We start from the raw sequence: 23,041 nt of genomic DNA on the forward strand, positions 1-23,041 counted from the left end.
GTGATTAAGACGCTAAGAAGATCATTAACTAACCCGAGGAAAGCGTAGGAAGGGACTAATACGTATTAAAGTAACTGACATTGACACCGACACACTGGTTTGTCTACGAGTTGTGAGCTCAACACTGTCACGACTGAAGAAAGGCCCGACTAAAGAAAGGACAGTACGAGTAACCCACAGATACAAAAACGCCCTGTCAGCAAACCGAAGCGGCAGACAGGGCGTTCAATTTTGCCATGCTAACTAAGCCATTATGATGGCTGTTTAGTCGTACGCAGGTAAGGCAGTTTTACATCGATATTACCGAACTTAGCCTTCGCTTCATCATCATTCAGCGACAGACCTACGATCACATCTTCGCCTGATTGCCAGTTAGCCGGTGTCGCGATCGGTCCTTTAGCGGTTGCTTGAAGTGCATCCAGAGCACGCAGGACTTCAGCAAAGTTACGCCCAACAGACATTGGATAGGTCATCGACAGCTGCAGCTTTTTATCTGGGCTGAAGATAAAGACTACACGTACACTGGCAGAGTCAGCAGCGGTGCGGCCATCCGGCAGATAAGCATCCGCTGGTAACATATCTAATGCTTTGGCAACCGCCATATCGTCATCCGCAATGATTGGGAATTTCGCCGGTGCGCCAGAGTATTTCTCAATATCCGCTTTCCACTTAACGTGCTCATCAACGCCGTCTACCGACAGGCCGATCACTTTAGTGCCGCGCTTTTCCCACTCAGCCGCTAGCTGAGCTACTGCGCCAAACTCAGTTGTACAAACAGGTGTGAAGTCTTTCGGGTGGCTGAATAAAATAGCCCAGCTGTCGCCGATGAAATCATGTAATTTGAAGTCGCCTAGATCGGTTTTCAAATCGAGGTTAGGTACGATGTCATTGATTCGAAGTGCCATCTTTCATTTCTCCAGTAGTGTTACTTTAGTGGGCATATTTGCCCTTGATTAATAACATAATAATATAAGCTTATAACTCAAGGAAATTAAGTCTAGCAATACACACCATAGTCGAAACTTATCATCTGATTGCTATGCATCCTTAAAGCCTCTAACTAAACGCGACGGTTAATCCTTACCGCCGCTCTTCAGACGCTCCCAAGCAGCAAACGTACTGATAAATATTTCACCACTAAGCCGCTCGGGGAATTCAACCAACGCCAAACGATCCATAACCGGCCCCTTCACTTCAGCTAAGTGCAATTGAATCCCGGTATCTTTCAAGCGAGCATTGATCGACTCTAAGCTATCGAGTGCTGATGCATCGATCAGATTGACCGCCTGACAACTGATTACCAGATGTTTAAGGGCTGGGTTTTGACTCACCAGCGCCTGTATCTGATCCTCCAGATAACGAGCGTTAGCAAAATAAAGACTTTCATCGACCCGGATGATCAGCATGTTTGGGCTGGTTTCCACCGCATGTCTCTCGATATTACGAAAGTGCTCACTACCAGCAACCCGTCCTACGACCGCCGTATGCGGACGACTGGTACGATAAATGTGTAACGCTAGCGATAACCCCACACCGGAGAGAATACCTGCTTCAACCCCTTGCATCAGCGTGATCACGACCGTTAGCAGCATCGCTGAGAAGTCAGCCTTGGAATAACGCCAAGTGTGCTTGATCGCATGGATATCAATTAAAGAAAGTACCGCGATAATAATCGTCGCCGCCAAGGTGGCGATAGGCAGTGTCTGCAGTAAGGGCGTTAACCAGAGAATAACCACCAGAATACCCAAGGCGGTAAAAGCACCTGCGGCGGGAGTACGTGCGCCAGCATCAAAGTTGACCACCGAGCGAGAAAAGCCGCCTGTTACCGGCATACCCGTACTAACGGCCGCACCAAGGTTGGCGCAACCAAGACCGATCAATTCCTGATCTGGATCGATACGTTCGCGCCGTTTGGCAGCCAATGTCTGCCCTACTGACACCGACTCGACAAAGCCAACAATACTGATCAACAACGCCCCAACCCAGAGCTGCTGCCAGAGGTTGATATCAGAAGACGGTATCGCCAAGGGCGGCAAGCCTGCCGGCACATTGCCGACCACCGCAACCCCCTGCTCATTTAACGAAAAATAAGCGGCGATTCCCGTGGTCGCAACCACCGCTAGGATCGGCGCTAAGCGTCCGACACTGCTGGCGATGGTTCGGCTAAAACCTAATTGAGTCAAAAGCGGTCCTAGCCAACGCCGACTTGCATATAGAAACAACAAAGTACCGCTGCCCAGTAAGAGCGTTATCATATTCAGCTCTGGTAACGCCTTAACCAACGCGAGCAACAACTCCGGAAGGTTATGACCACTCACCGAGACACCTAACAGATGCTTGAACTGACTGACAGCAATGATGATTGCAGAAGCCGTGATAAAGCCAGAAATCACCGGATGACTGAGAAAGTTGGCAAGAAACCCCAGACGAAATAACCCCATCAAGGTCAACATAATACCGGAGATAAAGGTCAGCAAAATAACTGTGGTCAGGTAAGCATCACCCTCTGGCGAAACAATACTGCCCGCGGTCGTGAACGTCATCAAGGCAATAACCGCCACCGGCCCCACCGATAAGGCACTACTGGTGCCTAAAACGGCATAGATCAGTAAGGGGGCAATACTCGCATATAGCCCCACTTCGGGCGGTAGACCTGCCAACATGGCGTAAGCCAATGACTGCGGAACTAGCATTACCGTCACAATCATGGCCGCCATCAAATCCTGATTAAAGATGGCCAAGCGGTAGTTCGGTAGCCATGCCAAAATCGGCAGGTATTTTTTAATATTCACTTAAACCCCTTACGAGCACTCAAGATCAGCCCTTAATAAAGCTATCCTTTTCTGCATGTAAATCATGACCGGCAGCATGGGCCGCCTGCAGTAATTGCCCAATATCACAGTTTTCCTGCTGCACTTGATTATGAACCCAGAGGGACACCGCGCGGCGGCCACTGCGGCAAAATCCCAGAATAGGCGTCGGCAGCCGATCAATAGCGGCACCAAAGGCCTCAATCGCTGCCGGTGTATATTCACCCGGCGTCACAGGAATCTCGACCCATTCAATACCCTCAGCCTCTGCTGCTTGGCGTAGTGCAGAATCGTCAATATGATCATCCGCTTCACCCGGTTGACGATGACAAATAATCGCCCGAAAGCCTTGTGCTTTCAGCGCTTTCATATCACTTGGGTAAATCGCATGGCAGATGGAAAAACCAGGCTCAAGTAACTTTATATCCATAAATTCCTCGGTGTTATTTAAATAGGTTAAGCGGTATTTTTAGATACACTTGGCCGTTATCGTCTGCCGGTGGCATTTCACCCGCTCGCATATTGACCTGTACCGATGGCAAGATCAGTGTTGGCATGTCCAACGTTGCATCACGCTCGGTGCGCATGCGCACAAACTCAGCCTCGGTAATGCCTTCATGCACATGCACATTATGCTGGCGCTGTTCAGTCACACTTGTTTCATGACAGTACTCTTCACGTCCCGGCGCTTTATAGTCATGACAGAGGAAGATCCGCGTTTCACCCGGCAAACTGAGCACTTTTTTAATCGAGTGAAACAGCGTACGGGCATCACCACCGGGAAAATCACAACGGGCGGTGCCGTAATCCGGCATAAACAAAGTATCGCCCACAAATGCCGCATCACCGATCACATAGGTCAAGCAAGCTGGCGTATGTCCCGGTGTATGCAACACATACCCTTCGAGCTGGCCAATACGGAAACCGTCACCCTCCTCAAACAGGTGATCAAATTGACTACCATCACGCGCAAACTCAGTACCGGCATTGAATGCCTTGCCAAAGGTATCCTGCACCAGAGTAATCATAGCCCCGATACCTGTCTTACCACCCAGCGCTTGATGCAAATAAGGCGCTGCCGACAGATGATCTGCATGCACATGGGTTTCCAAAATCCACTCAACCGAGAGATCGTTATCACGCACATAAGCAATGATCTCATCTGCCGAGCGCACATCAGTACAGCCACTGGCATAATCAAAATCCAGCACCGAATCGATAATGGCACAGGCATGAGAATCAGGATCCCGCACCACGTAACTGAATGTATTCGTAGGCTCATCGAAAAAGGCTTTCACCTGAGGCACACACGAGGAAACTTGTACTTCACTCATGGTATATCTCCTGCTGCTTAATATTAGATAATGCTAATATTAAATGAAATAGTGGAAGCTGTCTGCTTTGCACCATTTAAATTTAACTATGACCCTAATAGCTACAGTACATCTACTCCATCGATGCGATCTGAATAGATTTATGTCTCAGCAAGCGATGGCTGAGGCGTAGTAATGCCGCCAGCGTTAAAAATTGCACTACCGCTAACACCGCAATACCTAACCAGTAGACCACCCCAAAAGCAGTAACGATTCCCCCTTGCACCCAGACCAAATGCCACCAGAACATGCCCATTACAAACAGCGCGACACCGGGGCAGATCAGCCCGAAACTAACGGGATGACGCTGCCCACCTAAAAGGTGGGCGGTCAAATAACCATTCAATTGCATAACACGATAACCCAACAACATAACGCCTAGCTGCAACATGAAAATGGCCGTTAGCACGACAAACAATTTCCCCTGTTCTACGGGTGCCGCAAAGTGATGACTCAAACCGTGCTGTACTCGAACCCACTCAATCCCAAGCAATGTCATGATAGGAATCAACATCCAGATACTAGGAGTCGCCTGCGTTTGTAAACCATACTGTAGCATCGCTTGTAGGCCGGAGATCAAAATCAGCACACCGGAAACCACCGCGATCACTAGAAATAAAATCGATAGCGTCGCCGCTAACGCGGCCACCAACACGGAGTGGGACATGGCTGCGGGTGCAGCAAAACCAACAGATAACATGGAAAAGGTAAAAACAGCCATTAACGGAGAAAGGTGATTGTGCTCTTCCTGTCGGTAACCGCCATTAACTAGCATCCGACTCAGGTAACGGCCATAGAGTTTAAGCGACCAAACACCGATAGCCGCAAAAGCTAACAAAGCGATAGGAAACAGGTATTCCACAATTGCCCATAAATCCGGTACACACAGCGCACCCAATGCAAAGCAAACATTGACGGTCATCGCAAACGTCAGCGGTTGAGTCATCAGTTGCACTTCGCTCGGAGAATCCAGTAACCGTTGATATGCATCGGTTGTCCGGGCCGCTCGGTACTCACGAATATTCCAGATCAGCAGCGTAAAGTGCAACAAGGCCAGTAACAGCATTAACAACGTCGCCACTATAGCGACTGATCGCACCCCTGCTGGCAGTGATGTATCCCCCGCTAGCAATGCGTCAAGATGCTGCCACGTTGGCATAGGAAACCCCTGATGAGGGACTAGCCACATCAGATACATAAAAAATGAGATAGAAAGTCCACCAGCTCCTAGCGCTGCTAGCCAGTAGCTAGGGTGCCAGGGTTGGTCCAGATCTCGTCTTAACATCAGCAATCTCCTTATCCTTGAAGTTGTGCCGAACAAGAGTCAGAAGTCATTGAGGGTTCAGCCACAATCATCGGACTCCATAGGTCGAAGCTTACGGGCTAATAACATCCAATCATGGTTGAGTCAGCGGTTATCAACTTAAGCCTGTAATGGACCAAACGCAGACGAATACATTACGCAAGCGTTGCTATAAAACATAGTATATTAGATTATCTTAATACCAAATCACTGTATGACAATACGGTGATATTGATCAGTGAATATCTTCAATTTTCACACGGTAAAAGTAGGTTTACGTATTCAACATAGCAACCAACAATAAGACCTATCTTGAGACTGACTCCCGATGAGGATCGACCACTATCAGTGGTTGACGCTATTGAGGCAAAATTCACGTTCAAACATGCACGTTTAACGCACTAAAGAGGCACCTATGTGGGATCAACGTTACAGTGGTAATAGTTTTGTATATGGCACCGAGCCGAATGAGTTCCTAGTAGAGCAAGCCTACCGAATACCACGAGGAGCTGTCCTTTGCCTAGCAGAGGGTGAAGGACGCAATGCGGTTTACTTAGCACAACAAGGCTATGACGTGTATGCCATCGACCAATCAGCAGTTGCTCGCGATAAAGCAATGAGCTTGGCGACAAAAACAGGCATGAAGATACACTACGATGTCGGCGATTTGACCCACCTTCAGATTGCCCCAGAAAACTGGAGCGGGATTGTTTCAATTTTTGCCCATAGCCCTTCGCCTTTACGGCGAGAGCTACATCAAAAGGTTGTTTCAGGCCTGCAACCTGGAGGGGTATTCATTCTCGAGGCTTTTAGTCCCAATCAACTGAATAGCCGCGGTTTAGGTGGCCCCAAAGACCCCGATATGCTGATGGCACTGCACGATTTGAAACAAGAACTCGCCGAACTAGAACTCATAATTGCCCGTGAGTGTCTTAGACCCGTCAACGAAGGCGAGCTTCATCGTGGCGAATGCAGTGTCATTCAGCTAGTCGGCATCAAACCAGACTGATAAAGCTAAAAATGTAAAAATAGAGGGGTTAAAATAGAAGCGTTAAAGCAGCAATCGCACGGTCGTTGCACAAATTAGATGAAGGGGCGATGCAACATCACCGCTTGGTAAACAGTGGATGCTCACTAAACGATGATGCTCAACTCATGCCTCCCTAACTTCAATCCATGCTTCAATCCATGCTTCAACCCACCCGTTTACCGTCCATCAAATAGGAACTTGCCACGAGATTCTCTTCACGTAGTGTTTCTGGCAACAATCCCTGAGGTAGGTTTTGATAACAAACAGGACGTAAAAAACGCTGGATGGCAACACTACCCACCGAACTTGTTCGTGCATCAGAGGTTGCCGGGAAAGGCCCGCCATGCACCATCGCATGACACACTTCAACACCGGTTGGCCAGCCATTCACCATCACACGGCCCGCTTTTTCCTCCAACACTGGCAGTAACTTTTTAGCCGCCTCCAGATCGTCATCATCCATTTGTAATGTAGCGGTTAACTGCCCTTCTAACTGCGTTGCAACCTGTGCCATTTGTGCCAAATCATCACAAACGACAAGCAAAGAACATGCACCAAAAACCTCATCGGTTAGACTTTTATCCGCTAAAAAATCATTCGCGGTGGTGGTAAACAGATGGGTTTGACACAGGTTTGGCGCAAGGCGGATTTCACCACAGCCCTGCAGCTTAACCTTAGCATTATTCGCTAACGCACTGACTCCCTGCAGGTACGCCTTATGAATACCGGGTGTCAGCATCGTTTGTGCCGCAACATTAACAATCGCTTTACTGGCCGCCTGCAAAAAATTATCCAGCGCTTCGCCGCGCACAGCCAAAAGCAAACCTGGGTTAGTACAAAACTGCCCTGCCCCCATCGATAGCGAACCGATAAAACCTTCGGCAAGCTCAGCGCCACGACTGGCCATCGCCTGGGGCAATAAAAACACCGGATTGATACTACTCATTTCGGCATACACCGGAATCGGCTGCGGACGCGCCTGAGCCGTTGCCATTAATGCCAAACCGCCCGAGCGAGATCCCGTAAAGCCTACCGCTTTAATGCGAGCATCCGATACCAACGCTTGCCCCAGTACAGTGCCGGAACCATACAATAAAGAAAAAACACCTTCGGGCAGATGACACTTCGCCACCGCCGTTTGGACCGCACGCCCAATCAACTCAGAGGTACCCGGATGAGCCGAATGCGCTTTAACAACCACGGGGCAGCCCGCTGCTAAAGCCGATGCTGTATCACCACCTGCAACACTAAAGGCCAGCGGAAAGTTGCTCGCACCAAACACAGCAACGGGACCCAGCGCTATATTTTGCTGCCGTAAATCGGCGCGTGGTAACGGTTGTCTTTCAGGCATAGCAGGTTCGATACGTCGATCAAGCCATTCACCCGCACGCACCACCGATGCAAACAAGCGTAACTGACCACAGGTTCGGCCACGCTCACCTTCAATACGGGCCTGCGGCAAACCCGTTTCTAACATGCAGCGCTCAACCAGAGGCGCACCGATCGCTTCAATTTCGGCAGCGATTGTTTCTAAAAAAATCGCCCGTTGCTCTAAAGAGGTATGACGAAAAGCAACGCTGGCCGCCTCGGCCAATGCACAAGCTTGGTCGACCTCTGGAAGACCACCACCATGATAACCGGGTTCAAGTTTTTCACCGGTCGCGGGATTAGTCGCCCAAACTTTATCGCCGGTTGCAACAAGGTTATTCTGACCTATTAGTAATTGGCCCGTTAAATTCATGTTCTACTCCTAAATACTTAATAAAGATGACCTTTCGATCGTTATAACTTATCGACTAGGCGTGCGCAGACGCCCAACCAAAAATCGGTACGGAATGGATTAATAAGCTAGCCCTAAAGTTAATTAACGGCGGCTTTTTTTATAGGGCTTTTCAGTGGTTTTTTAATCGCTAGGAAATAAACAAATACCAGCGTCAGAACAATAAAGAACAAGCTATCTAGGTTAGTGAAAAAAGTCATTGGATTGCCATTTGACAGCGCTAATGAGCGACGTAAAAACTCCTCTAGATTGGGACCAAGAATAAAACCTAATAGTAAAGTTATAATCGGAAAATCATTTTTCCTGAGGTAATAGGTTAATACCCCTAATGCCAATGCCATCATCATCTGAAAGCTAGAGTAAGTGGCGACATAGCTGCCCACGACTGCAAGCAAAGCGATCATGCCATACAGTACATCTTTGCGAATTGAGACAATTTTAATAAAGTAAGGACCCAGTAAAAATAGGGTTAAGGGAATCAAAACAACCGCGCTGAATAACAACGAAGCCAGCATTGGAGCAATTAACTCCGCTTGGCCAGACATCAGCTGAGGACCTGGCTGAATACCATTAATTACTAATACGCCCAACATGATTGCCGTAATCGGATCACCCGGAATACCAAAGGTTAACATAGGTACTAAGGCACCACCGCACACCGCATTATTAGCACTTTCTGATGCCGCAATACCTTTCGGATTACCCTTACCAAAGCTCTCAGGGTTAGTCGAGGTGCGTACGGCTTCAGCATAGGCAAGGAAGCTGCCCATCGAACCACCTGCGCCGGGCAGAGTTCCAACAAAATAGCCAATTAAACTCGATTTGATATAGCACATCACGCCGATTTCACGAATGGAAGACAGCGGTGGAATAAAATCACGACGTCGAATCTTCACTTTTCTAAAGGCTTCAGCGGCCTTTTTTGTATCGACCGACGAGTTCGCTTGAATCAAAATTTCGCTAATCGCAAAGGTACCGATAATCACTGGCATCAGATCAATACCGGCAGTTAATTCACTCAATCCGAAGGTAAAACGCGTGACGGGCTCCATCGCATCCAAGCCAACCGTTGCTAACATCAAGCCTATACAAGCGGCCATTGCCGCTTTAATCATCTTGCCACGTTGCGCAATGATAATAATGACGATCGCAAAGGCAAGTAACGAGAACTTACCCGTCGTTTTAACCAACAATGAAGCTTCAGCAACAAATGGGGCCACCGCAATTAGCAATATCGCACCCAATGCACCACCAATCATCGAGCCAACCGACGCGTGCCCCAAAGCCAATGCCCCTTTGCCCCGTTGCTGCATAGGGTAGCCATCGAGCGCGGTCATCATTGATGACGGAGCACCGGGAATATTAATGGTTGTTGCCGTAATACTACCGCCACACATACCCGCCATATAGATACTGGCGCAAGCCATCAGCGCGGTAGTCACATCTAAGCTATAAGTTAACGGTAATAACAGCGCTAACGCCAAAGTTGCCGTTAAACCGGGAATCGCCGCAAAAATTGTTCCGATTAAAAAACCGGCCACAATATAAGCAAGATTTAACGGTTCGAACAGCGTGCCAAAGCTGCCCACCACCAGATTCATAAATTCCATCACTTACCCCCACAACGCTGGGAGTCTAACACCGAATATCTGTTCAAAAAGCAGATACCCGACAAAGACTATAGTTATTGATATCAGTAGTTTCTGTATTATCTTTTCTAACGATGAGAAAATAACAATAATAGAAAGTACAAACAGAAAAGATGAAATAAAATATCCAGCTATCGAAAACGCAAGAATGTACAAAAAGATCGATAGTATGATAAGAAGAGGAGCATACTCCGTCTTATTACTCATCTTCTTCTCTTCTTTTCCCGACTGAGAAAATTTGATTTTCTGCTTGATTAAAACAATTTCTTTAAACAATAAAACAGTACTAAAGATAACCGCAAAAAAACCAACCAATAACGGAAAAAACGAAGGTTCAAGTCTATTATTAGACAGTGGCATCCCTAAGTTCACCGCCGTTAACAAATAGCCAACAGAAAACAAAAAAACCAAAAATTGAAACGCAAACCTTTTGTTTAATAACATCATAATCTACCTTATAAGTGCCCCGACATAAGCCGGGACTGATATCGTTAATCCCTACAGGTTTAGATCATCCATTACTTTAAACGTGCTGGTTTGCAGTTCATCAATCCAATGTTGAACATCAACAGAACCTAACCAACTTGGGGTCACACCAACGGTTGCCACCCACACTTGGAATTCTGAGCTGTCAAAAGCGGTTTTAAAGGCAGATTCAAGCTTAGCCAGTGATGCCTCTGGAGTGTTTTTAGGCGCGGCGAGTAGAATAAAACTACCGGTTTCTAAATGATAGCCGAAGGTACTAACAGGGGGGACATCAGGAAACGATGGGTTTTGTTCAGAAGTTAATTCAACCACCCCTTTGGCATCCCCAGACTGAATGATGCCACTGAAATCACCTAGGCTTGAGATTGCAGCATCAAGTTCACCGGAGAGCAAGGCCTCTGCTTCAGCACTCGATGAGCCAGGATAGGTAATCACATTAAAGCGAACACCGGCTTCTTTTTCTAAGCGGCGTACCGCAAGATAGGGGCCTGATCCTCGAGGTGCAACACCAACACGCACAGTATTAGGGTTTGCTTTTGCCGCACTAATCAGCTCATCAAAGCTGTTATAGCCCGAGCGTTTAGACACCACTAAGGCATCTGCCTCACGGGTAATACGGGCGATCGGTTGCATTTTTTCTAGCGAATAGCCCGGCACCATTTTACCGCGTGGCAGAGTGATAACACTGTCATAGGTTAACACGCCGATAGTATGCCCATCTGGGCGAGCACGGGTCATTTGCATTAACCCAGTGGCAGTGACCGCACCACCTATATTCTCTACGTAGATCGATTGCGTCAGCTCTTGTTCCGCAATACTACTGATTTTACGTGAAATCGCATCGGCTCCACCACCTGCAGGCCAAGGCACAATCAGACGAATATCTTTTGAGGGAAAATCTGCAGCAGAAACAGTAGAACTGAGAACGCACGCACTAACAGCACAAAGCAGCGCTTTTTTTATTTTTTTAGTTAACATAATAATCTCTTTTTTTTACTTATTATTAGGGTCGATATGGGTAAAAAATTATCTGTTATTTGAACAGATTGAATACAAAAAATAATCCGTATTCATACGTACTCGCTAGGTTCACCTTAGCCTGCAATAAATTTATTATACTCGTCTTGAGCCGTCTCATTTGGCGGATAAAGGCCAATAACAGGGCTACCTGTGCGCACTTTACCGATAACGTAATCTTCAAAGCGTTCCATTCTTAACGCCTCTTGTGAAATTTCATCAGCTAACGCTAATGGAATCACAATCACGCCGTCACCGTCACCCACCAACACATCACCAGGATAGACCGCAACACCGCCACAACCGATTGGCACTTCAAGGTCAACACCATGGTGCTTGGTAAGGTTGGTTGGCGCGCTAGGCTTAGTACAAAAGATAGGCATCGCCATATCCATCGCCGTATCAAAATCACGAATGCCGGCATCGGAGACAAAACCACCACACTGACGCGTTTCAAGTCGTGCTAACAGAATACTGCCGGCACTCGCTGCCGATGCGTCTTGCCGACAATCCGACACCATAATCATCCCTGCAGGCACGGTTTCAACCGCCAGCCTCTGTGGATGCTCAGGATCTTTAAACGCCGCCACGGTATCTAAATCTTCTCGCGCGGGGATATAACGTAACGTAAATGCTTGTCCTACCATTTTCACTTTCTGGCTGTTAACTCGGCTGGCCCCTTGAATATAGGTATTGCGCAAACCTTTTTTAAAGAGGGCTGTATGCAACGTGGCCGTTGACACGGCTTCTAGTCGCTCGAGTACATCACTAGCCAGCTTTTGATATTTTTCCGTCATCGTTCTTCACCTTGATCTCTTATTTTTTTACAACGCCGAACAACAATACCTTCACAAAAATGACAAATCAAACTAATTTTTACAACTATTTACTAATTATCGATTCTAACAACACTTTTCGCCTCTATTAATGCCTTGTTTTTAAAGCTTTGTTTGTATTTTCAAGATAGAGAGGATAAAGTTGTAAAAATAAGTTAATTAGCCAGTCGGGTTTGTATTGCATTGGTAGCGGTTAAAGCCAAGGGTAAATCAGGGATACGTTGTTGCCAGCCCACAGCATTGTTAGCGCCTATCGCCGCCAGACTGACTGAATAAAAAGCCAAGCTGAAAGCGTAACCTCAGCGGCTTTATCACAACATTTATTAAATATCGGTGAACAGATGATGAGTAAGGTAACTACTCAAAAAAAGACCCAACAATCACTTGGCGCCATGGTTTATGAGCAAATACTGGCCGTTATCATGGACGGTACCTACGCACTCAATACAAAACTGCCGTCAGAGGCCCTGTTATGTAAAGAGTTCAACGTCTCTCGGCCTATTTTACGTGAAGCCCTAGCGCGGTTACGCGAGGATGAATTGATCACCTCGCGACGGGGTTCTGGCAGCTATGTAATCAAAAAGCCGGATAATCGAGTACTACAGTTCTCTCCGATATCCAGTATTGCCGATATACAACGCTGTTTTGAATTCCGCTCCAACCTTGAAGCAGAAGCGGCGGCACTTGCGGCAAAACGAAGAACCAGTGCCCAGTTAGAAGCCATTGAAAAAGCGTATGAAAAAATGAATGATGCCAATGCATCAAGTAAGCTAGCGACCGATGAAGACTTTGCTTTTCACTTAGCCATTACTGAGGCGGCTAATAACCATTTCTATAATACGGTGTTGGAATTGCTCGAAGATAGCATCAGGGGCGGCATTAATATCACCCGAAATCTATCGTTGTTAAAACCTGCCTCCCGCTTACAGCTAGTGCAACAAGAGCACCACGCCATCGTCACCGCCATTAAAGAGGGCGATTCAGCCGCTGCCAGAGCCGCAATGAAAAACCATTTAGACAGTGCGCGTATCCGCATGTTTGAAGGCTAAATTTAACCTTATAATTAATGCGCCTACTCTACTCGATCTAAGGTTATCACTTAACACGACACAGAGTTCTCACTCGTCAATTCAGGGCTGGTTTTGCACCAGCGCCTCTGGTCGAAAAGTCTAGCCTAGCAGCAATAAGTTAGCCTTAAGGACGCAACACCAATACCGAGCAACCCGCACGCTCAACCACTCGCGAGGAGTTAGACCCCAGCAAAACGTGATCAACTTTGCCACGGTGATGTGCCGTCATAATAATCAGATCAGCATTGCAGCGCTTGGCCTGTTTGATAATGCGCTCAGCCGGATTACCCTGATGAACTGAAAGGGTGCGATTAACCTCCGCCGGTAACATTTTCTGAGCCAGTGCTTGCAGCTGCTTTTCGACCGCTTCGTGCGCCTTCTCAACCACTGATTTTTTAAAGTAGGAGGCAACCAGCGGTGAATTAAACCCAGGGATAACCGTCATCAGGTGGATGGTGCCCCCCGCGCTATCCACTTCCCGCAACGCCAGTTCAATCGCCTGATCCGAAAAAGACGGTTCTTCAATATCAACCGGAACAATAATTTGCTTAAACATAAATCCTTCCTTTACCACAAAATATAGCAATCGAAACCGAGGTGCCTAACAAAAGCCACCTCGGTTTTAGCTTAAGTATTTGCTGGGATCGGCGCCTGATCATCGTCAACCCGACGGCGACGACGCTGGAACAGCACAACAGGTATCAGCAGTAACAACGCAGGGATAAACATCAACTCTTTAGGCGGCTGACCCTGTGGTACTTCCACCTGCCCTATTTGCTGATCAAACATCAAACCCGCTTTCTCTGCATGACTGTCAAAGCCCACCATATCGACCACCACCTTGCCATCAAGATCAGCCAGTTCTAAGCCGGCATTGACCAAGCGTTCCTGAGTATTCGCCCCATCAGACAGCTCAAAGAGCGCGACAAAATCACGGGGATTACCCACATCATCCTCACCAATCAGATGCAGCCGCAATTCAGCGCCAGCAGGAAGATCCAAGTTATTACCCATCAGCTCACTGGCGGCGACCATTTTAAATGGCGGTGATACCATGTCCATCCAAAAACCGGGACGGAATAGTGAGAAGGCAATCAGAATCAGTAGCGCCGTTTCGTATAAACGGTTACGCACCAGAAAATGTCCTTGGGTCGCAGCGGTAAACAACAAAATCGCCGCCGTCGATACCACGAATACCATAATGCCCTGCCACCAGGTCACATCGATCAATAGCAGATCGGTGTTGAAGATAAACAGGAACGGCAAAATAGCGGTTCGCAAACTGTAGAAAAATGCGACAAACCCGGTACGGATGGGATCACCACCAGATACCGCCGCCGCGGCAAAGGATGCGAGTCCCACCGGCGGTGTCACATCGGCCATGATGCCGAAGTAGAACACGAACAGATGCACGGCAATCAAGGGGACGATCAGGCCAGACTCTTGACCCAAGGTCACGATCACCGGTGCGAGTAAAGATGACACCACAATATAGTTGGCGGTCGTCGGCAAGCCCATGCCCAGTATCAAGCTGAGTACAGCGGTCAGAACAAGCATCAACAACAGGTTACCCATCGACAACACTTCAACCAGATCGGCCAGCACTGAACCTACCCCGGTTTGCGATACCACACCGACGATAATACCGGCGGTCGCCGTCGCGATACCGATGCCTATCATATTACGGGCACCGACGATTAGGCCATCAATCAACTGATTAAAGCCCTTCCTAAACTGTCGACCCAGACCTCCCTCATTACGGAAATACGCAAATAAAGATTTTTGGGTCAGTAGGATAAAGACCATCAACATGGTTGCCCAGAACGCCGAGAGCCCAGGCGACAAGCGCTCAACCATCAGACACCACACCAGCACAATGACCGGCAGAATAAAATGCAATCCAGACTTAACGGTTGGCCCAACTTCCGGCAGTTCTACCACATCAGAGTTAGGATCATCCAATTCAAGGTCGGGATAACCTGCAGAAAAACGCACCAGCAAAACATAGACAATCAACAACAAGACGCCAATCACTAGGCTGGCGTATTGACCAAACAATGGTTTGATCCAGCCAATACCGTAATAGACCACCATCGACACGGCGGCGGTGGCAAAAAAGCCAATCAACACGCCCATCAAGCGCGCCATCCAAGGCTTAGCTGCGCTACGCCGAGGCAGACCATACATATTCTGTTTAAGTGCTTCGAGATGAACGATGTAAACCAGCGCGATATAAGAGATCAATGCCGGCAGAAAGGCATGTTTGATCACCTCAACATAGGAGATACCCACATACTCAACCATCAAAAACGCAGCAGCGCCCATGACCGGTGGCATAATCTGGCCATTCACCGACGAGGCTACTTCGACCGCGCCGGCTTTTTCCGCGCTGAAACCCACGCGGCGCATCATTGGAATGGTAAAAGTACCGGTGGTGACCACGTTAGCGATGGAAGAGCCGGAGATCAGCCCGGTCATACCCGACGCAACAACAGCCGCTTTAGCGGGGCCGCCACGCAGGTGCCCCAAGAGTGAAAAAGCGACTTTAATGAAATAGTTACCGGCACCGGCTTTATCCAGCAAAGCACCAAACAAGACAAACAGAAACACGAAACTCGTCGATACGCCCAGTGCGATACCAAACACACCTTCGGTGGTGATCCACTGGTGATTAACCACTTCTTTTAGACTGGCGCCCTTATGGGCAATAATTTCCGGCATATAGGGGCCGGCAAAGGTATAAAACAAAAAGAGTGACGCAACGACCACGAGCGGTGGCCCGAGTGCACGCCGGGTTGCTTCTAACAAGAGAATCCCGCCAGCAATAGCAACGGCGATATCTAACGTCGTCGGTAAACCCGGACGGTCAGATATTTGTACATAGAAGATAAACAGGTAACCGGCGCAAAAAGCACCTAATACCGCCATGATCATATCCGGCAAAGGCACTCGTTCACGAGGAGAGCCGCCCAAAGCGGGATAAGCCATAAAAGAGAGGAATACAGCAAAGGCAAGGTGGATCGAACGGGCTTCGGTATCGTTAAATACACCAAAACTGCCGATCAACGGCCAATCATAAAACGGTAGCGGCGAGGCGATCCACAGTTGGAATAGTGACCAACACAGCGCAGCGGCTAACAGTAAAAGACGTTGAGCACCTTTAGGGTCGCGGGCACCACTATCCGTCGACGCGACTAAATCTTGGAGCTCTGCTTCGCTGAGTTTAGTAGGTTCTTTTGAATTCAGTTCAGTCATAATACTCTCCGATCCAACACTCCCAGCGTTACCGCCGGTAAATATTAGTACGCTCCAGCAAGGCCCAAAAGGTCACGCCAGAACTGAGAAAGGACTATCCCAGGGGTACTCTGGGATAGTCGAGATAGACGGCGGAGCCGCCGGTCAGGAGTGTATTATTACATCCAGCCACGTTCTTTGTAGTAACGTATCGCGCCTTCATGCAACGGAGCAGACAGACCATTTTTGATCATATTCGCAGGTTCAAGATTGGCAAAGGCTGGGTGCAAACGCTTGAAGCGGTCAAAGTTATCAAACACGGCCTTAACAACTTGATAGATCACTTCAGGATCAGCTTTAGTTGAAGATACGAAAGTCGCACCCACACCAAAGGTAGTAGTATCAGCCTCATTACCGTTATACATACCACCGGGAACAATCGCTTCAGCGTAGAACGCATTATCATCGATCAACTTAGTGATCTCTGGGCCGGTTACCGGTACCAATACTGCATCACATGATGTTGTTGCTTCTTTGATCGAACCATTAGGGTGCCCAACAGTGTAGATGATGGCATCAACCTTATTGTCACACAGTGCTTGGGATTGTTCAGATGCTTTTAGCTCGGAAGCCAGTTTGAAATCATCTTTAGTCCAACCCTTACGCTCCATGACCACTTCCATGGTGCCACGCTGGCCAGAACCGGGGTTACCGATATTGACCCGTTTGCCCTTCAGATCGTCAAAGCTCTTAATGCCAGCATCAGCTCGAGCAATCACGGTAAAGGGTTCAGGGTGAACAGAAAAGACCGCACGGAGTTCTTTGTTAGCACCCTGGTCGGCAAATTTACTAGTGCCGTTATAAGCGTGGTACTGCCAGTCAGACTGGGCCACACCCATATCTTGGTTGCCCGCACGAATGGCATTCAGGTTAGCCACTGAACCACCCGTAGACGGTGCAGTACATTTAATACCATGATCTTTATTACCACGGTTAACCAAACGACAGATAGACTGCCCTACCACGTAATAGACGCCCGTTTGGCCGCCTGTACCAATCGTTACATAGGATGACGGTGGCGCAGCAAATGCGGCACCACTTTGAATCCCTATCGCGATGCCAGCAGCAACCACGGTATTAGTAAATAGTTTCTTTAATTTCATTATTTGCATCCTTATTGTTATATCGAGCCGGTATAACCGGCTACATTCTTACTTACTTTCTACTTCTCGTTAAGCAAGGTGAAACCCTTTCTGTTAATTTTTCGCCATTGATGCCAACATTTTATTCACTGCCGTCAAATGCTCAGGTTCATTGTGGCACATACCCTGAAATACCGCACAGACATCGAGGAAATCTTTTAACTCCATCCGCTGTGCCATCTTCATTAACCGCTTGGTCAAACGAGTCGCTTTAGGTGGTTGACTCGCTATACGGGTAGCCAGTTTCATCGCCGTTGGCAGCAACTCATCGGCAGATACCACTTCCATCACGATCCCCAGCTCTTTGGCCTCCGCCGCGTCGATAACCCGACCAGATAGCGTCAGTTCAAACGCTCGCTGGTAACCGATCAAACGTTGCATTAGCCAAGCACCGCCATCGCCGGGAATGATCCCAAGATTAAGAAAGGTTTCACCGAATTTGGCTTTCTCGGAAGCAAACCGAACATCCGCCATATTCGCCAGATCGAAACCCGCACCGATGGCCGCACCGTTCACGGCAGCGATAATGGGCACTTCAACAGCTTGCAGAGCCAAAGGAATACGCTGTATCCCCTTGCGATAGCGGTCAGCGCATTCTGCGACGTCACCCGCAAAATCACCCCCACGCTCTGCCATGTCGCGGATATTACCACCGGCACTAAAGGCTGATCCAGCCCCCGTTATCACGAGTACGGAAACTTCATCACAATGATTCACCCACTCGGCCACTGCGATAATATCTTCGATTAAATGCGACCCTGTGAGGGCATTGCGCAGATCATGACGATTGAGGGTTAGGATCGCGACACGATTGTCCAGCGTAATCAAAGCATCGGTCAGTTGTGGCAAGTTATTCGTATTTATCGAGCTCATGAGTGTGTCTCCTGATTAACAATGACGCGGGCATCGACCACCGCATAACCATCGTTGTAAGCAATAACGGGGTTAAGATCGAGCTCAGCAATCTCGGGATGAGCCTCAACAATGGCAGACACTTTCATTAACAAATCAACCAATGCTTCTTTATCAACCGCCGCTTCTCCACGAGCGCCGTCGAGAATCTTACGAGCCTTGATCTGATCGATCATCGAACGTGCATCATGACGGCTCAGGGGAATCGCTCGGAACGTGACATCCTTAAGAATCTCGACAAAGATGCCACCCAGACCAAACATCAATACCGGACCAAAGATCGGATCTTGGCTCATACCAATAATGACTTCAGTGCCTTTGCGGGCCATCGGCGTGACTAGCACACCTTCTATCTCGGCATCGGTTTTATAATGCTGACAGGAGGCCAGAATCTCATCGCGGGCGACGTTAAGTGCCGCTTCACCCACGACATTCAATTTAACGCCGCCGGCATCGGACTTATGTAAGATATCTTTGGAAACCACTTTCATCGCCAATGGCGTATTGCCAAACTCATTGATCACGTCAACCAATTCAGCCTCGCTGCGAACAATCATCTCCAAAGGCACATCGACGCCGTAACCACGCAGCAAAGACTTTGCCTCAAACTCAAATAGATCACGCCCTTCGGCGCGAGCTTTACGAAAGCTGGCTGAACAATCGTCATAAATTACTAATGGCACGTTATTTTCAGCCTGCTGACTGCTTTCAATATAAGCTCCCCGCTCGCCCAGCGCCGCCATGATCTTTACCGCATGCTCAATCGAAGCATAGATCGGCAGTCCCGCTTCACGCAGACGTTGCAAGGGTGCCGGTTTGATATGCGCGTAGAGGCTATCAATAATTAAAGGTTTGCTCATGCGCTTGGATAACTCGATAATCGCATCCGCACCAGCCAACTCTTCTTCTTTCAGTTCTTCAGCGAAACGAATACCGTAGCCACCGAACATACCTACTAAAAAGACCATATCAACATTGTCGTCGGCGGCTAGAATCTCCATGCAGTCGGCTAACAACGCCGGATGTGCATCGGTACTCCCCGCGACATCAATGGGGTTTGCTAGGGATGCCTGAGGAAACAGAATACTGGCCAATGCTTGACGTGTTGACTCGGTAAGTTCCGCCAGTTCAAGTCCGGCTTCTGAAATTCGATCGGACGCAATAGTCGCCTGCCCCCCCCCATCCGCCAACACTGCAACCCGTTTACCCGCCGCTTGCTGCAACAGACCTAAACCTTCAGCAACCGGTAAAATTTCATCTGAATTTTCGACCACATTGACGCCGACCTGTCGCAATAGATCGACTGTCATCTGATAGCTGCCCGCAAGGGCACCGGTGTGGGAACTCGCAGCTTTCTGCCCGGCTTCTGTACTACCCGATTTATACACAACCACAGGTTTGTGTTTCGATGTTTGTCGCGCGACATCTAAAAAGGCACGGCCATTTTTAAAGCCTTCGACATAAAAGGTAGCCACACGGGTGTTTTCTTCTTCACCCAGATACTGAAGATAATCAGCAAAGTCGACATCGGTTTGATTGCCCGGCCCTGCATAGGTGCTGAAGCCGATATAACCGTTATGCTGTGCTTCCAGCGCCAGCGACAACAACATATTGCCCGATTGAGAGATAATGCCGATATCGCCGGGTTTAACGTTATCCAACGCCAGCAAATTAACTTTCTTATGAAGGTTGAAAATACCCGACGTATTTGGGCCGACAATACGCACACCGGCTTGCTGAGCCGCTTCAAGAACCTGTTGTTCAAGCGCTGCACCCGCTGCATCCACCTCAGCAAAACCACTGGCCAGAATAATGGCGCCTTTAACACCATTCTCGCCGCACTGTTTTAACAAAGCGGGGAGTGTTTTCGCCGGAGTACAGATCAACGCCATATCCGCGGCAGCCGGCAGATCTGTGAGCGAAGCATAAGCTTTGACGCCCATGATCTCATCGACTTTCGGGTTGATCGGATAGATCGTGCCCTGATAACCATCATTCAATAGACCAACCATCGCCTTATAACCCCGTTTAGTGGGGTCTGCTGATGCGCCAACAATTGCGATTGAGTTAGGGGCTAGAAAATCATGTAGTGAACTTTTCATCTTAGTGCCCCTTAAACGCGGGTGAACGTTTTTCAGCAAAAGCATCAACGCCCTCTTGCCAATCTTTCGTGGTTGTACAGGTGAACACCCCATCTAACTCCTGCTGCAGTTGAGCATCTAAATCGGTATGCGAAGCATTGTTTAATAACTTTTTAACAAACCGCATTGAGATCGGCGCTTTCGTCGCCAACTCTGCGATAAAGGCTTCTGCTTGTTGCTGTAAATCATCTGCTGGCACTGAACGAATCACCAGACCAATAGCCAGCGCTTCATTGCCATCGATCTTAGTGCCGAGGAAAATAAGTTCGCGAGCTTTTGCTAGCCCCACCAACCGGGTTAAAAACTGCGTAACACCACCGCCGACACAGGTGCCAATACTGACTTCAGGGAAACCAATTTTTGCGCTTTCAGCCATGATTACAAAATCACAAGAACACGCCATTTCGGCACCCGCGCCTAAGGCATAACCATTAATGGCGGCCACCACCGGTTTAGTGGCGCGAAAAATCGCTTCGCATACATCATTACCTAATTGCAGATATTCACGGCGTTGGTACTGGGTACGCTCACCCGCCCCATGCTCTTTCATATCAGCGCCGACACAGAAGGCACGGCCTTCACCGGTCAATAAAATCGCCCGCACATCAGCATCAGCTTCAGCTTGAGCCAAAGCACTGAGCAGTTCTTTATAGAACTGTTCAACAACAGCATTTAGACGATGCGGTCGATTGAAACGAATCTCTGCATAATTCTGTTGCTTCATGTAGATCAGCGTTTCATAGCGGGGTGTAGTCATCAGTAGTACCTGTCTAATTTATTATTGTGATTGTTACAAAACCCACAATAATACATATGCGTTTATATTTGAATAATAGAATACATATGTATCATGTCAATACAAACGTATCAAAAAAACATTTATGTGTTTTATCTGTGTGATCTCGTTAAAATGAGGTGCATAGCTAAACGTGAATAATGCAGAGATCGAAGTAAAACGATGACGACAGAAACCAGCCAGCCACAGCACATAAGTGATGCCGATCGAGTATTAAAAGAACTCTCTTCGCTTTACCCAACACTGACACCACAACTGAAAAAAGCGGCTGATTTTGTCCTAGAGCATCCGGTGGAAATCGCGTTGCTGTCTATCCGTAAAAGTGCCGAAACCGCATCCGTCACCCCCTCAACCATGACACGGCTGGCGAAAACGTTAGGCTTCGAGCGTTACGATAGTTTCAGACAGTTGTTCCAAGAAGCGATACACGCTAAAGCGCCCTCATCGTTCAGCCAACGTGCGGAGTCATTACAAAACCTCGCCAGTAATAACACTGAAAACAATGTGTTATCCGAATTTTCCACCACCACCTTCAACAATCTAGAGCACTGCTTTGAGGAAGAGACCTTAGCTAAATTAGAACTCGCGGCACCTATGATTGTTAATGCCCGTAAAGTCTTCGCGATAGGTTTTAGAGATACCTTTGCTTGCGCCCACCACTTTGCCTATGTTGGCAAAATCGCATTCCCGCATATCAATCTCATCCGCGGCTATCAGGGCACATTATTAAGTGAACTGGCCGAGATTAATGCGCAAGATGTAGTGGTCGTGTTTGGTTCAGATCCCTATGCCATCGACACGGTTAATGCGATCAAGATCGTGCGGGAAGCCAGCGCGAAAATCATTGCCGTGACCGACAGTCTGCGATCTCCCCTCGCCGCCGAGGCCGAGATCGTTTTCACCCTGAACAATGAAACACCCCATTTTTTCGGCACACTCGTGCCCGTGATAGCACTCATTGAAGCGTTACTATCTGTTTGTGTCTCGTTGGGAGGAAGTGAGATAGTGCGTAATATTGATCAATTTGAAGAAAACCTTCGCCGTTTAGGTGGTTATTACACGCCTTGATGACTGTAACGTCCGACAGCCTGAATCATAAAAAGTGACTGGTTACACCTCTGAATTTTTCAGTCATCATTGTAGTGGCATAGTGAATTTGGCCACCTCACACCTACTTAAGAGCCCATTTACGAAAAACCGCCTTAACCTGGGCCTAACGCAAACTGTTGCTATCCAGAGCCACAGGGCAAAATGGCTGAGTATCCTCTGCATCCACTTTGAATTGATAGAGTAATAATCGTAAGCGTAGACTGCTCACACCTTAAATCGCTTCGGTTACCTGAGAGTCATTGAGATTGATATTCCAAGGCAGCAGACTTTCAATATCTGTGGTCTTGGTATT

The 23,041-nt window shown here is 48.1% G+C and carries 19 protein-coding genes; 3 read left to right on the forward strand and 16 right to left on the reverse strand.

Going from position 1 to position 23,041, the window contains the following annotated elements; genetic code table 11:
* Positions 1 to 251: 251 nt before the first annotated feature.
* The 5 genes from ACN0T0_RS18830 to ACN0T0_RS18850 form a co-directional block, all read right to left on the reverse strand.
* Complete coding sequence (locus tag ACN0T0_RS18830) at positions 252 to 905, reverse strand: peroxiredoxin (protein WP_417228279.1); 654 nt, start codon at positions 903 to 905, stop codon at positions 252 to 254.
* A 168-nt stretch (positions 906 to 1,073) separates the two neighbouring features.
* On the reverse strand, positions 1,074 to 2,792 hold the full coding sequence (locus tag ACN0T0_RS18835) for a SulP family inorganic anion transporter (RefSeq protein WP_417228280.1): 1,719 nt from the start codon (positions 2,790 to 2,792) through the stop codon (positions 1,074 to 1,076).
* A gap of 25 nt (positions 2,793 to 2,817) precedes the next feature.
* The gene (locus ACN0T0_RS18840) at positions 2,818 to 3,240 is read right to left on the reverse strand and encodes a TIGR01244 family sulfur transferase (RefSeq protein ID WP_417228281.1); all 423 of its coding nucleotides are present in this window, start codon (positions 3,238 to 3,240) and stop codon (positions 2,818 to 2,820) included.
* A 13-nt stretch (positions 3,241 to 3,253) separates the two neighbouring features.
* Entirely contained in the window at positions 3,254 to 4,144 is an 891-nt protein-coding gene (locus ACN0T0_RS18845; RefSeq protein WP_417228282.1) for an MBL fold metallo-hydrolase, read from the reverse strand.
* 112 nt (positions 4,145 to 4,256) lie between these two features.
* A complete protein-coding gene (locus ACN0T0_RS18850; RefSeq protein WP_417228283.1) occupies positions 4,257 to 5,468 on the reverse strand; it encodes a TsoY family (seleno)protein in 1,212 nt (403 codons plus the stop codon).
* Between the two features lie 433 nt (positions 5,469 to 5,901).
* Between ACN0T0_RS18850 and ACN0T0_RS18855 the strand changes: the two genes are divergently transcribed.
* Entirely contained in the window at positions 5,902 to 6,495 is a 594-nt protein-coding gene (locus tag ACN0T0_RS18855) for a class I SAM-dependent methyltransferase (protein WP_417228284.1), read from the forward strand.
* A 184-nt stretch (positions 6,496 to 6,679) separates the two neighbouring features.
* Here ACN0T0_RS18855 and ACN0T0_RS18860 read toward each other — a convergent pair whose 3' ends face one another.
* From ACN0T0_RS18860 to ACN0T0_RS18880, 5 genes are all read right to left on the reverse strand, one after another.
* Positions 6,680 to 8,257: an aldehyde dehydrogenase (NADP(+)) gene (locus ACN0T0_RS18860; protein ID WP_417228285.1), complete on the reverse strand. Its 1,578-nt coding sequence runs from the start codon at positions 8,255 to 8,257 to the stop codon at positions 6,680 to 6,682.
* Between the two features lie 119 nt (positions 8,258 to 8,376).
* Entirely contained in the window at positions 8,377 to 9,906 is a 1,530-nt protein-coding gene (locus tag ACN0T0_RS18865; protein WP_417228286.1) for a tripartite tricarboxylate transporter permease, read from the reverse strand.
* A gap of 3 nt (positions 9,907 to 9,909) precedes the next feature.
* The gene (locus tag ACN0T0_RS18870; RefSeq protein WP_417228287.1) at positions 9,910 to 10,389 is read right to left on the reverse strand and encodes a tripartite tricarboxylate transporter TctB family protein; all 480 of its coding nucleotides are present in this window, start codon (positions 10,387 to 10,389) and stop codon (positions 9,910 to 9,912) included.
* Between the two features lie 54 nt (positions 10,390 to 10,443).
* Complete coding sequence (locus ACN0T0_RS18875) at positions 10,444 to 11,409, reverse strand: Bug family tripartite tricarboxylate transporter substrate binding protein (RefSeq protein WP_417228288.1); 966 nt, start codon at positions 11,407 to 11,409, stop codon at positions 10,444 to 10,446.
* Positions 11,410 to 11,525: 116 nt separating this feature from the next.
* Positions 11,526 to 12,245, reverse strand: a complete 720-nt coding sequence (locus ACN0T0_RS18880) for a ribonuclease activity regulator RraA (RefSeq protein WP_417228289.1) — start codon at positions 12,243 to 12,245, stop codon at positions 11,526 to 11,528.
* Between the two features lie 383 nt (positions 12,246 to 12,628).
* On the opposite strand from ACN0T0_RS18880, the gene ACN0T0_RS18885 reads away from it, so the two are divergent.
* Positions 12,629 to 13,333: a FadR/GntR family transcriptional regulator gene (locus ACN0T0_RS18885; protein WP_417228290.1), complete on the forward strand. Its 705-nt coding sequence runs from the start codon at positions 12,629 to 12,631 to the stop codon at positions 13,331 to 13,333.
* 145 nt (positions 13,334 to 13,478) lie between these two features.
* Here ACN0T0_RS18885 and ACN0T0_RS18890 read toward each other — a convergent pair whose 3' ends face one another.
* From ACN0T0_RS18890 to ACN0T0_RS18915, 6 genes are all read right to left on the reverse strand, one after another.
* Positions 13,479 to 13,910: a universal stress protein gene (locus ACN0T0_RS18890; protein ID WP_417228291.1), complete on the reverse strand. Its 432-nt coding sequence runs from the start codon at positions 13,908 to 13,910 to the stop codon at positions 13,479 to 13,481.
* A gap of 71 nt (positions 13,911 to 13,981) precedes the next feature.
* Entirely contained in the window at positions 13,982 to 16,609 is a 2,628-nt protein-coding gene (locus tag ACN0T0_RS18895) for a TRAP transporter permease (RefSeq protein ID WP_417228292.1), read from the reverse strand.
* Positions 16,610 to 16,767: 158 nt separating this feature from the next.
* On the reverse strand, positions 16,768 to 17,751 hold the full coding sequence (locus ACN0T0_RS18900) for a TAXI family TRAP transporter solute-binding subunit (protein ID WP_417228293.1): 984 nt from the start codon (positions 17,749 to 17,751) through the stop codon (positions 16,768 to 16,770).
* Between the two features lie 93 nt (positions 17,752 to 17,844).
* Positions 17,845 to 18,663 (reverse strand): enoyl-CoA hydratase-related protein, encoded by an 819-nt coding sequence (locus ACN0T0_RS18905; RefSeq protein ID WP_417228294.1) that lies wholly within the window; start codon positions 18,661 to 18,663, stop codon positions 17,845 to 17,847.
* A complete protein-coding gene (locus tag ACN0T0_RS18910) occupies positions 18,660 to 20,804 on the reverse strand; it encodes an acetate--CoA ligase family protein (protein ID WP_417228295.1) in 2,145 nt (714 codons plus the stop codon). Before ACN0T0_RS18910 ends, ACN0T0_RS18905 begins: the two co-directional genes overlap by 4 nt.
* Before the next feature lies 1 nt (position 20,805).
* Positions 20,806 to 21,600 (reverse strand): enoyl-CoA hydratase/isomerase family protein, encoded by a 795-nt coding sequence (locus ACN0T0_RS18915; RefSeq protein WP_417228296.1) that lies wholly within the window; start codon positions 21,598 to 21,600, stop codon positions 20,806 to 20,808.
* A gap of 201 nt (positions 21,601 to 21,801) precedes the next feature.
* Between ACN0T0_RS18915 and ACN0T0_RS18920 the strand changes: the two genes are divergently transcribed.
* Positions 21,802 to 22,707, forward strand: coding sequence for a MurR/RpiR family transcriptional regulator (locus ACN0T0_RS18920; protein ID WP_417228297.1), 906 nt, complete (start codon positions 21,802 to 21,804; stop codon positions 22,705 to 22,707).
* Positions 22,708 to 23,041: the final 334 nt, after the last annotated feature.

Origin of the sequence: Amphritea sp. (assembly GCF_048266285.1) — a bacterium.
Classification (GTDB): domain Bacteria; phylum Pseudomonadota; class Gammaproteobacteria; order Pseudomonadales; family Balneatricaceae; genus Amphritea.

Excerpts from the sequence above, each read along its gene's own strand:
- ACN0T0_RS18895 (WP_417228292.1), bottom strand. The coding sequence starts at position 16,609 with ATGACTGAACTGAATTCAAAAGAACCTACTAAACTCAGCGAAGCAGAG.
- ACN0T0_RS18830 (WP_417228279.1), bottom strand. The coding sequence starts at position 905 with ATGGCACTTCGAATCAATGACATCGTACCTAACCTCGATTTGAAAACC.
- ACN0T0_RS18865 (WP_417228286.1), bottom strand. The coding sequence starts at position 9,906 with ATGGAATTTATGAATCTGGTGGTGGGCAGCTTTGGCACGCTGTTCGAA.
- ACN0T0_RS18920 (WP_417228297.1), top strand. The coding sequence starts at position 21,802 with ATGACGACAGAAACCAGCCAGCCACAGCACATAAGTGATGCCGATCGA.
- ACN0T0_RS18905 (WP_417228294.1), bottom strand. The coding sequence starts at position 18,663 with ATGAGCTCGATAAATACGAATAACTTGCCACAACTGACCGATGCTTTG.
- ACN0T0_RS18910 (WP_417228295.1), bottom strand. The coding sequence starts at position 20,804 with ATGAAAAGTTCACTACATGATTTTCTAGCCCCTAACTCAATCGCAATT.
- ACN0T0_RS18870 (WP_417228287.1), bottom strand. The coding sequence starts at position 10,389 with ATGTTATTAAACAAAAGGTTTGCGTTTCAATTTTTGGTTTTTTTGTTT.
- ACN0T0_RS18840 (WP_417228281.1), bottom strand. The coding sequence starts at position 3,240 with ATGGATATAAAGTTACTTGAGCCTGGTTTTTCCATCTGCCATGCGATT.
- ACN0T0_RS18845 (WP_417228282.1), bottom strand. The coding sequence starts at position 4,144 with ATGAGTGAAGTACAAGTTTCCTCGTGTGTGCCTCAGGTGAAAGCCTTT.
- ACN0T0_RS18885 (WP_417228290.1), top strand. The coding sequence starts at position 12,629 with ATGAGTAAGGTAACTACTCAAAAAAAGACCCAACAATCACTTGGCGCC.
- ACN0T0_RS18915 (WP_417228296.1), bottom strand. The coding sequence starts at position 21,600 with ATGACTACACCCCGCTATGAAACGCTGATCTACATGAAGCAACAGAAT.
- ACN0T0_RS18890 (WP_417228291.1), bottom strand. The coding sequence starts at position 13,910 with ATGTTTAAGCAAATTATTGTTCCGGTTGATATTGAAGAACCGTCTTTT.
- ACN0T0_RS18900 (WP_417228293.1), bottom strand. The coding sequence starts at position 17,751 with ATGAAATTAAAGAAACTATTTACTAATACCGTGGTTGCTGCTGGCATC.
- ACN0T0_RS18880 (WP_417228289.1), bottom strand. The coding sequence starts at position 12,245 with ATGACGGAAAAATATCAAAAGCTGGCTAGTGATGTACTCGAGCGACTA.
- ACN0T0_RS18850 (WP_417228283.1), bottom strand. The coding sequence starts at position 5,468 with ATGTTAAGACGAGATCTGGACCAACCCTGGCACCCTAGCTACTGGCTA.
- ACN0T0_RS18875 (WP_417228288.1), bottom strand. The coding sequence starts at position 11,409 with ATGTTAACTAAAAAAATAAAAAAAGCGCTGCTTTGTGCTGTTAGTGCG.
- ACN0T0_RS18855 (WP_417228284.1), top strand. The coding sequence starts at position 5,902 with ATGTGGGATCAACGTTACAGTGGTAATAGTTTTGTATATGGCACCGAG.
- ACN0T0_RS18860 (WP_417228285.1), bottom strand. The coding sequence starts at position 8,257 with ATGAATTTAACGGGCCAATTACTAATAGGTCAGAATAACCTTGTTGCA.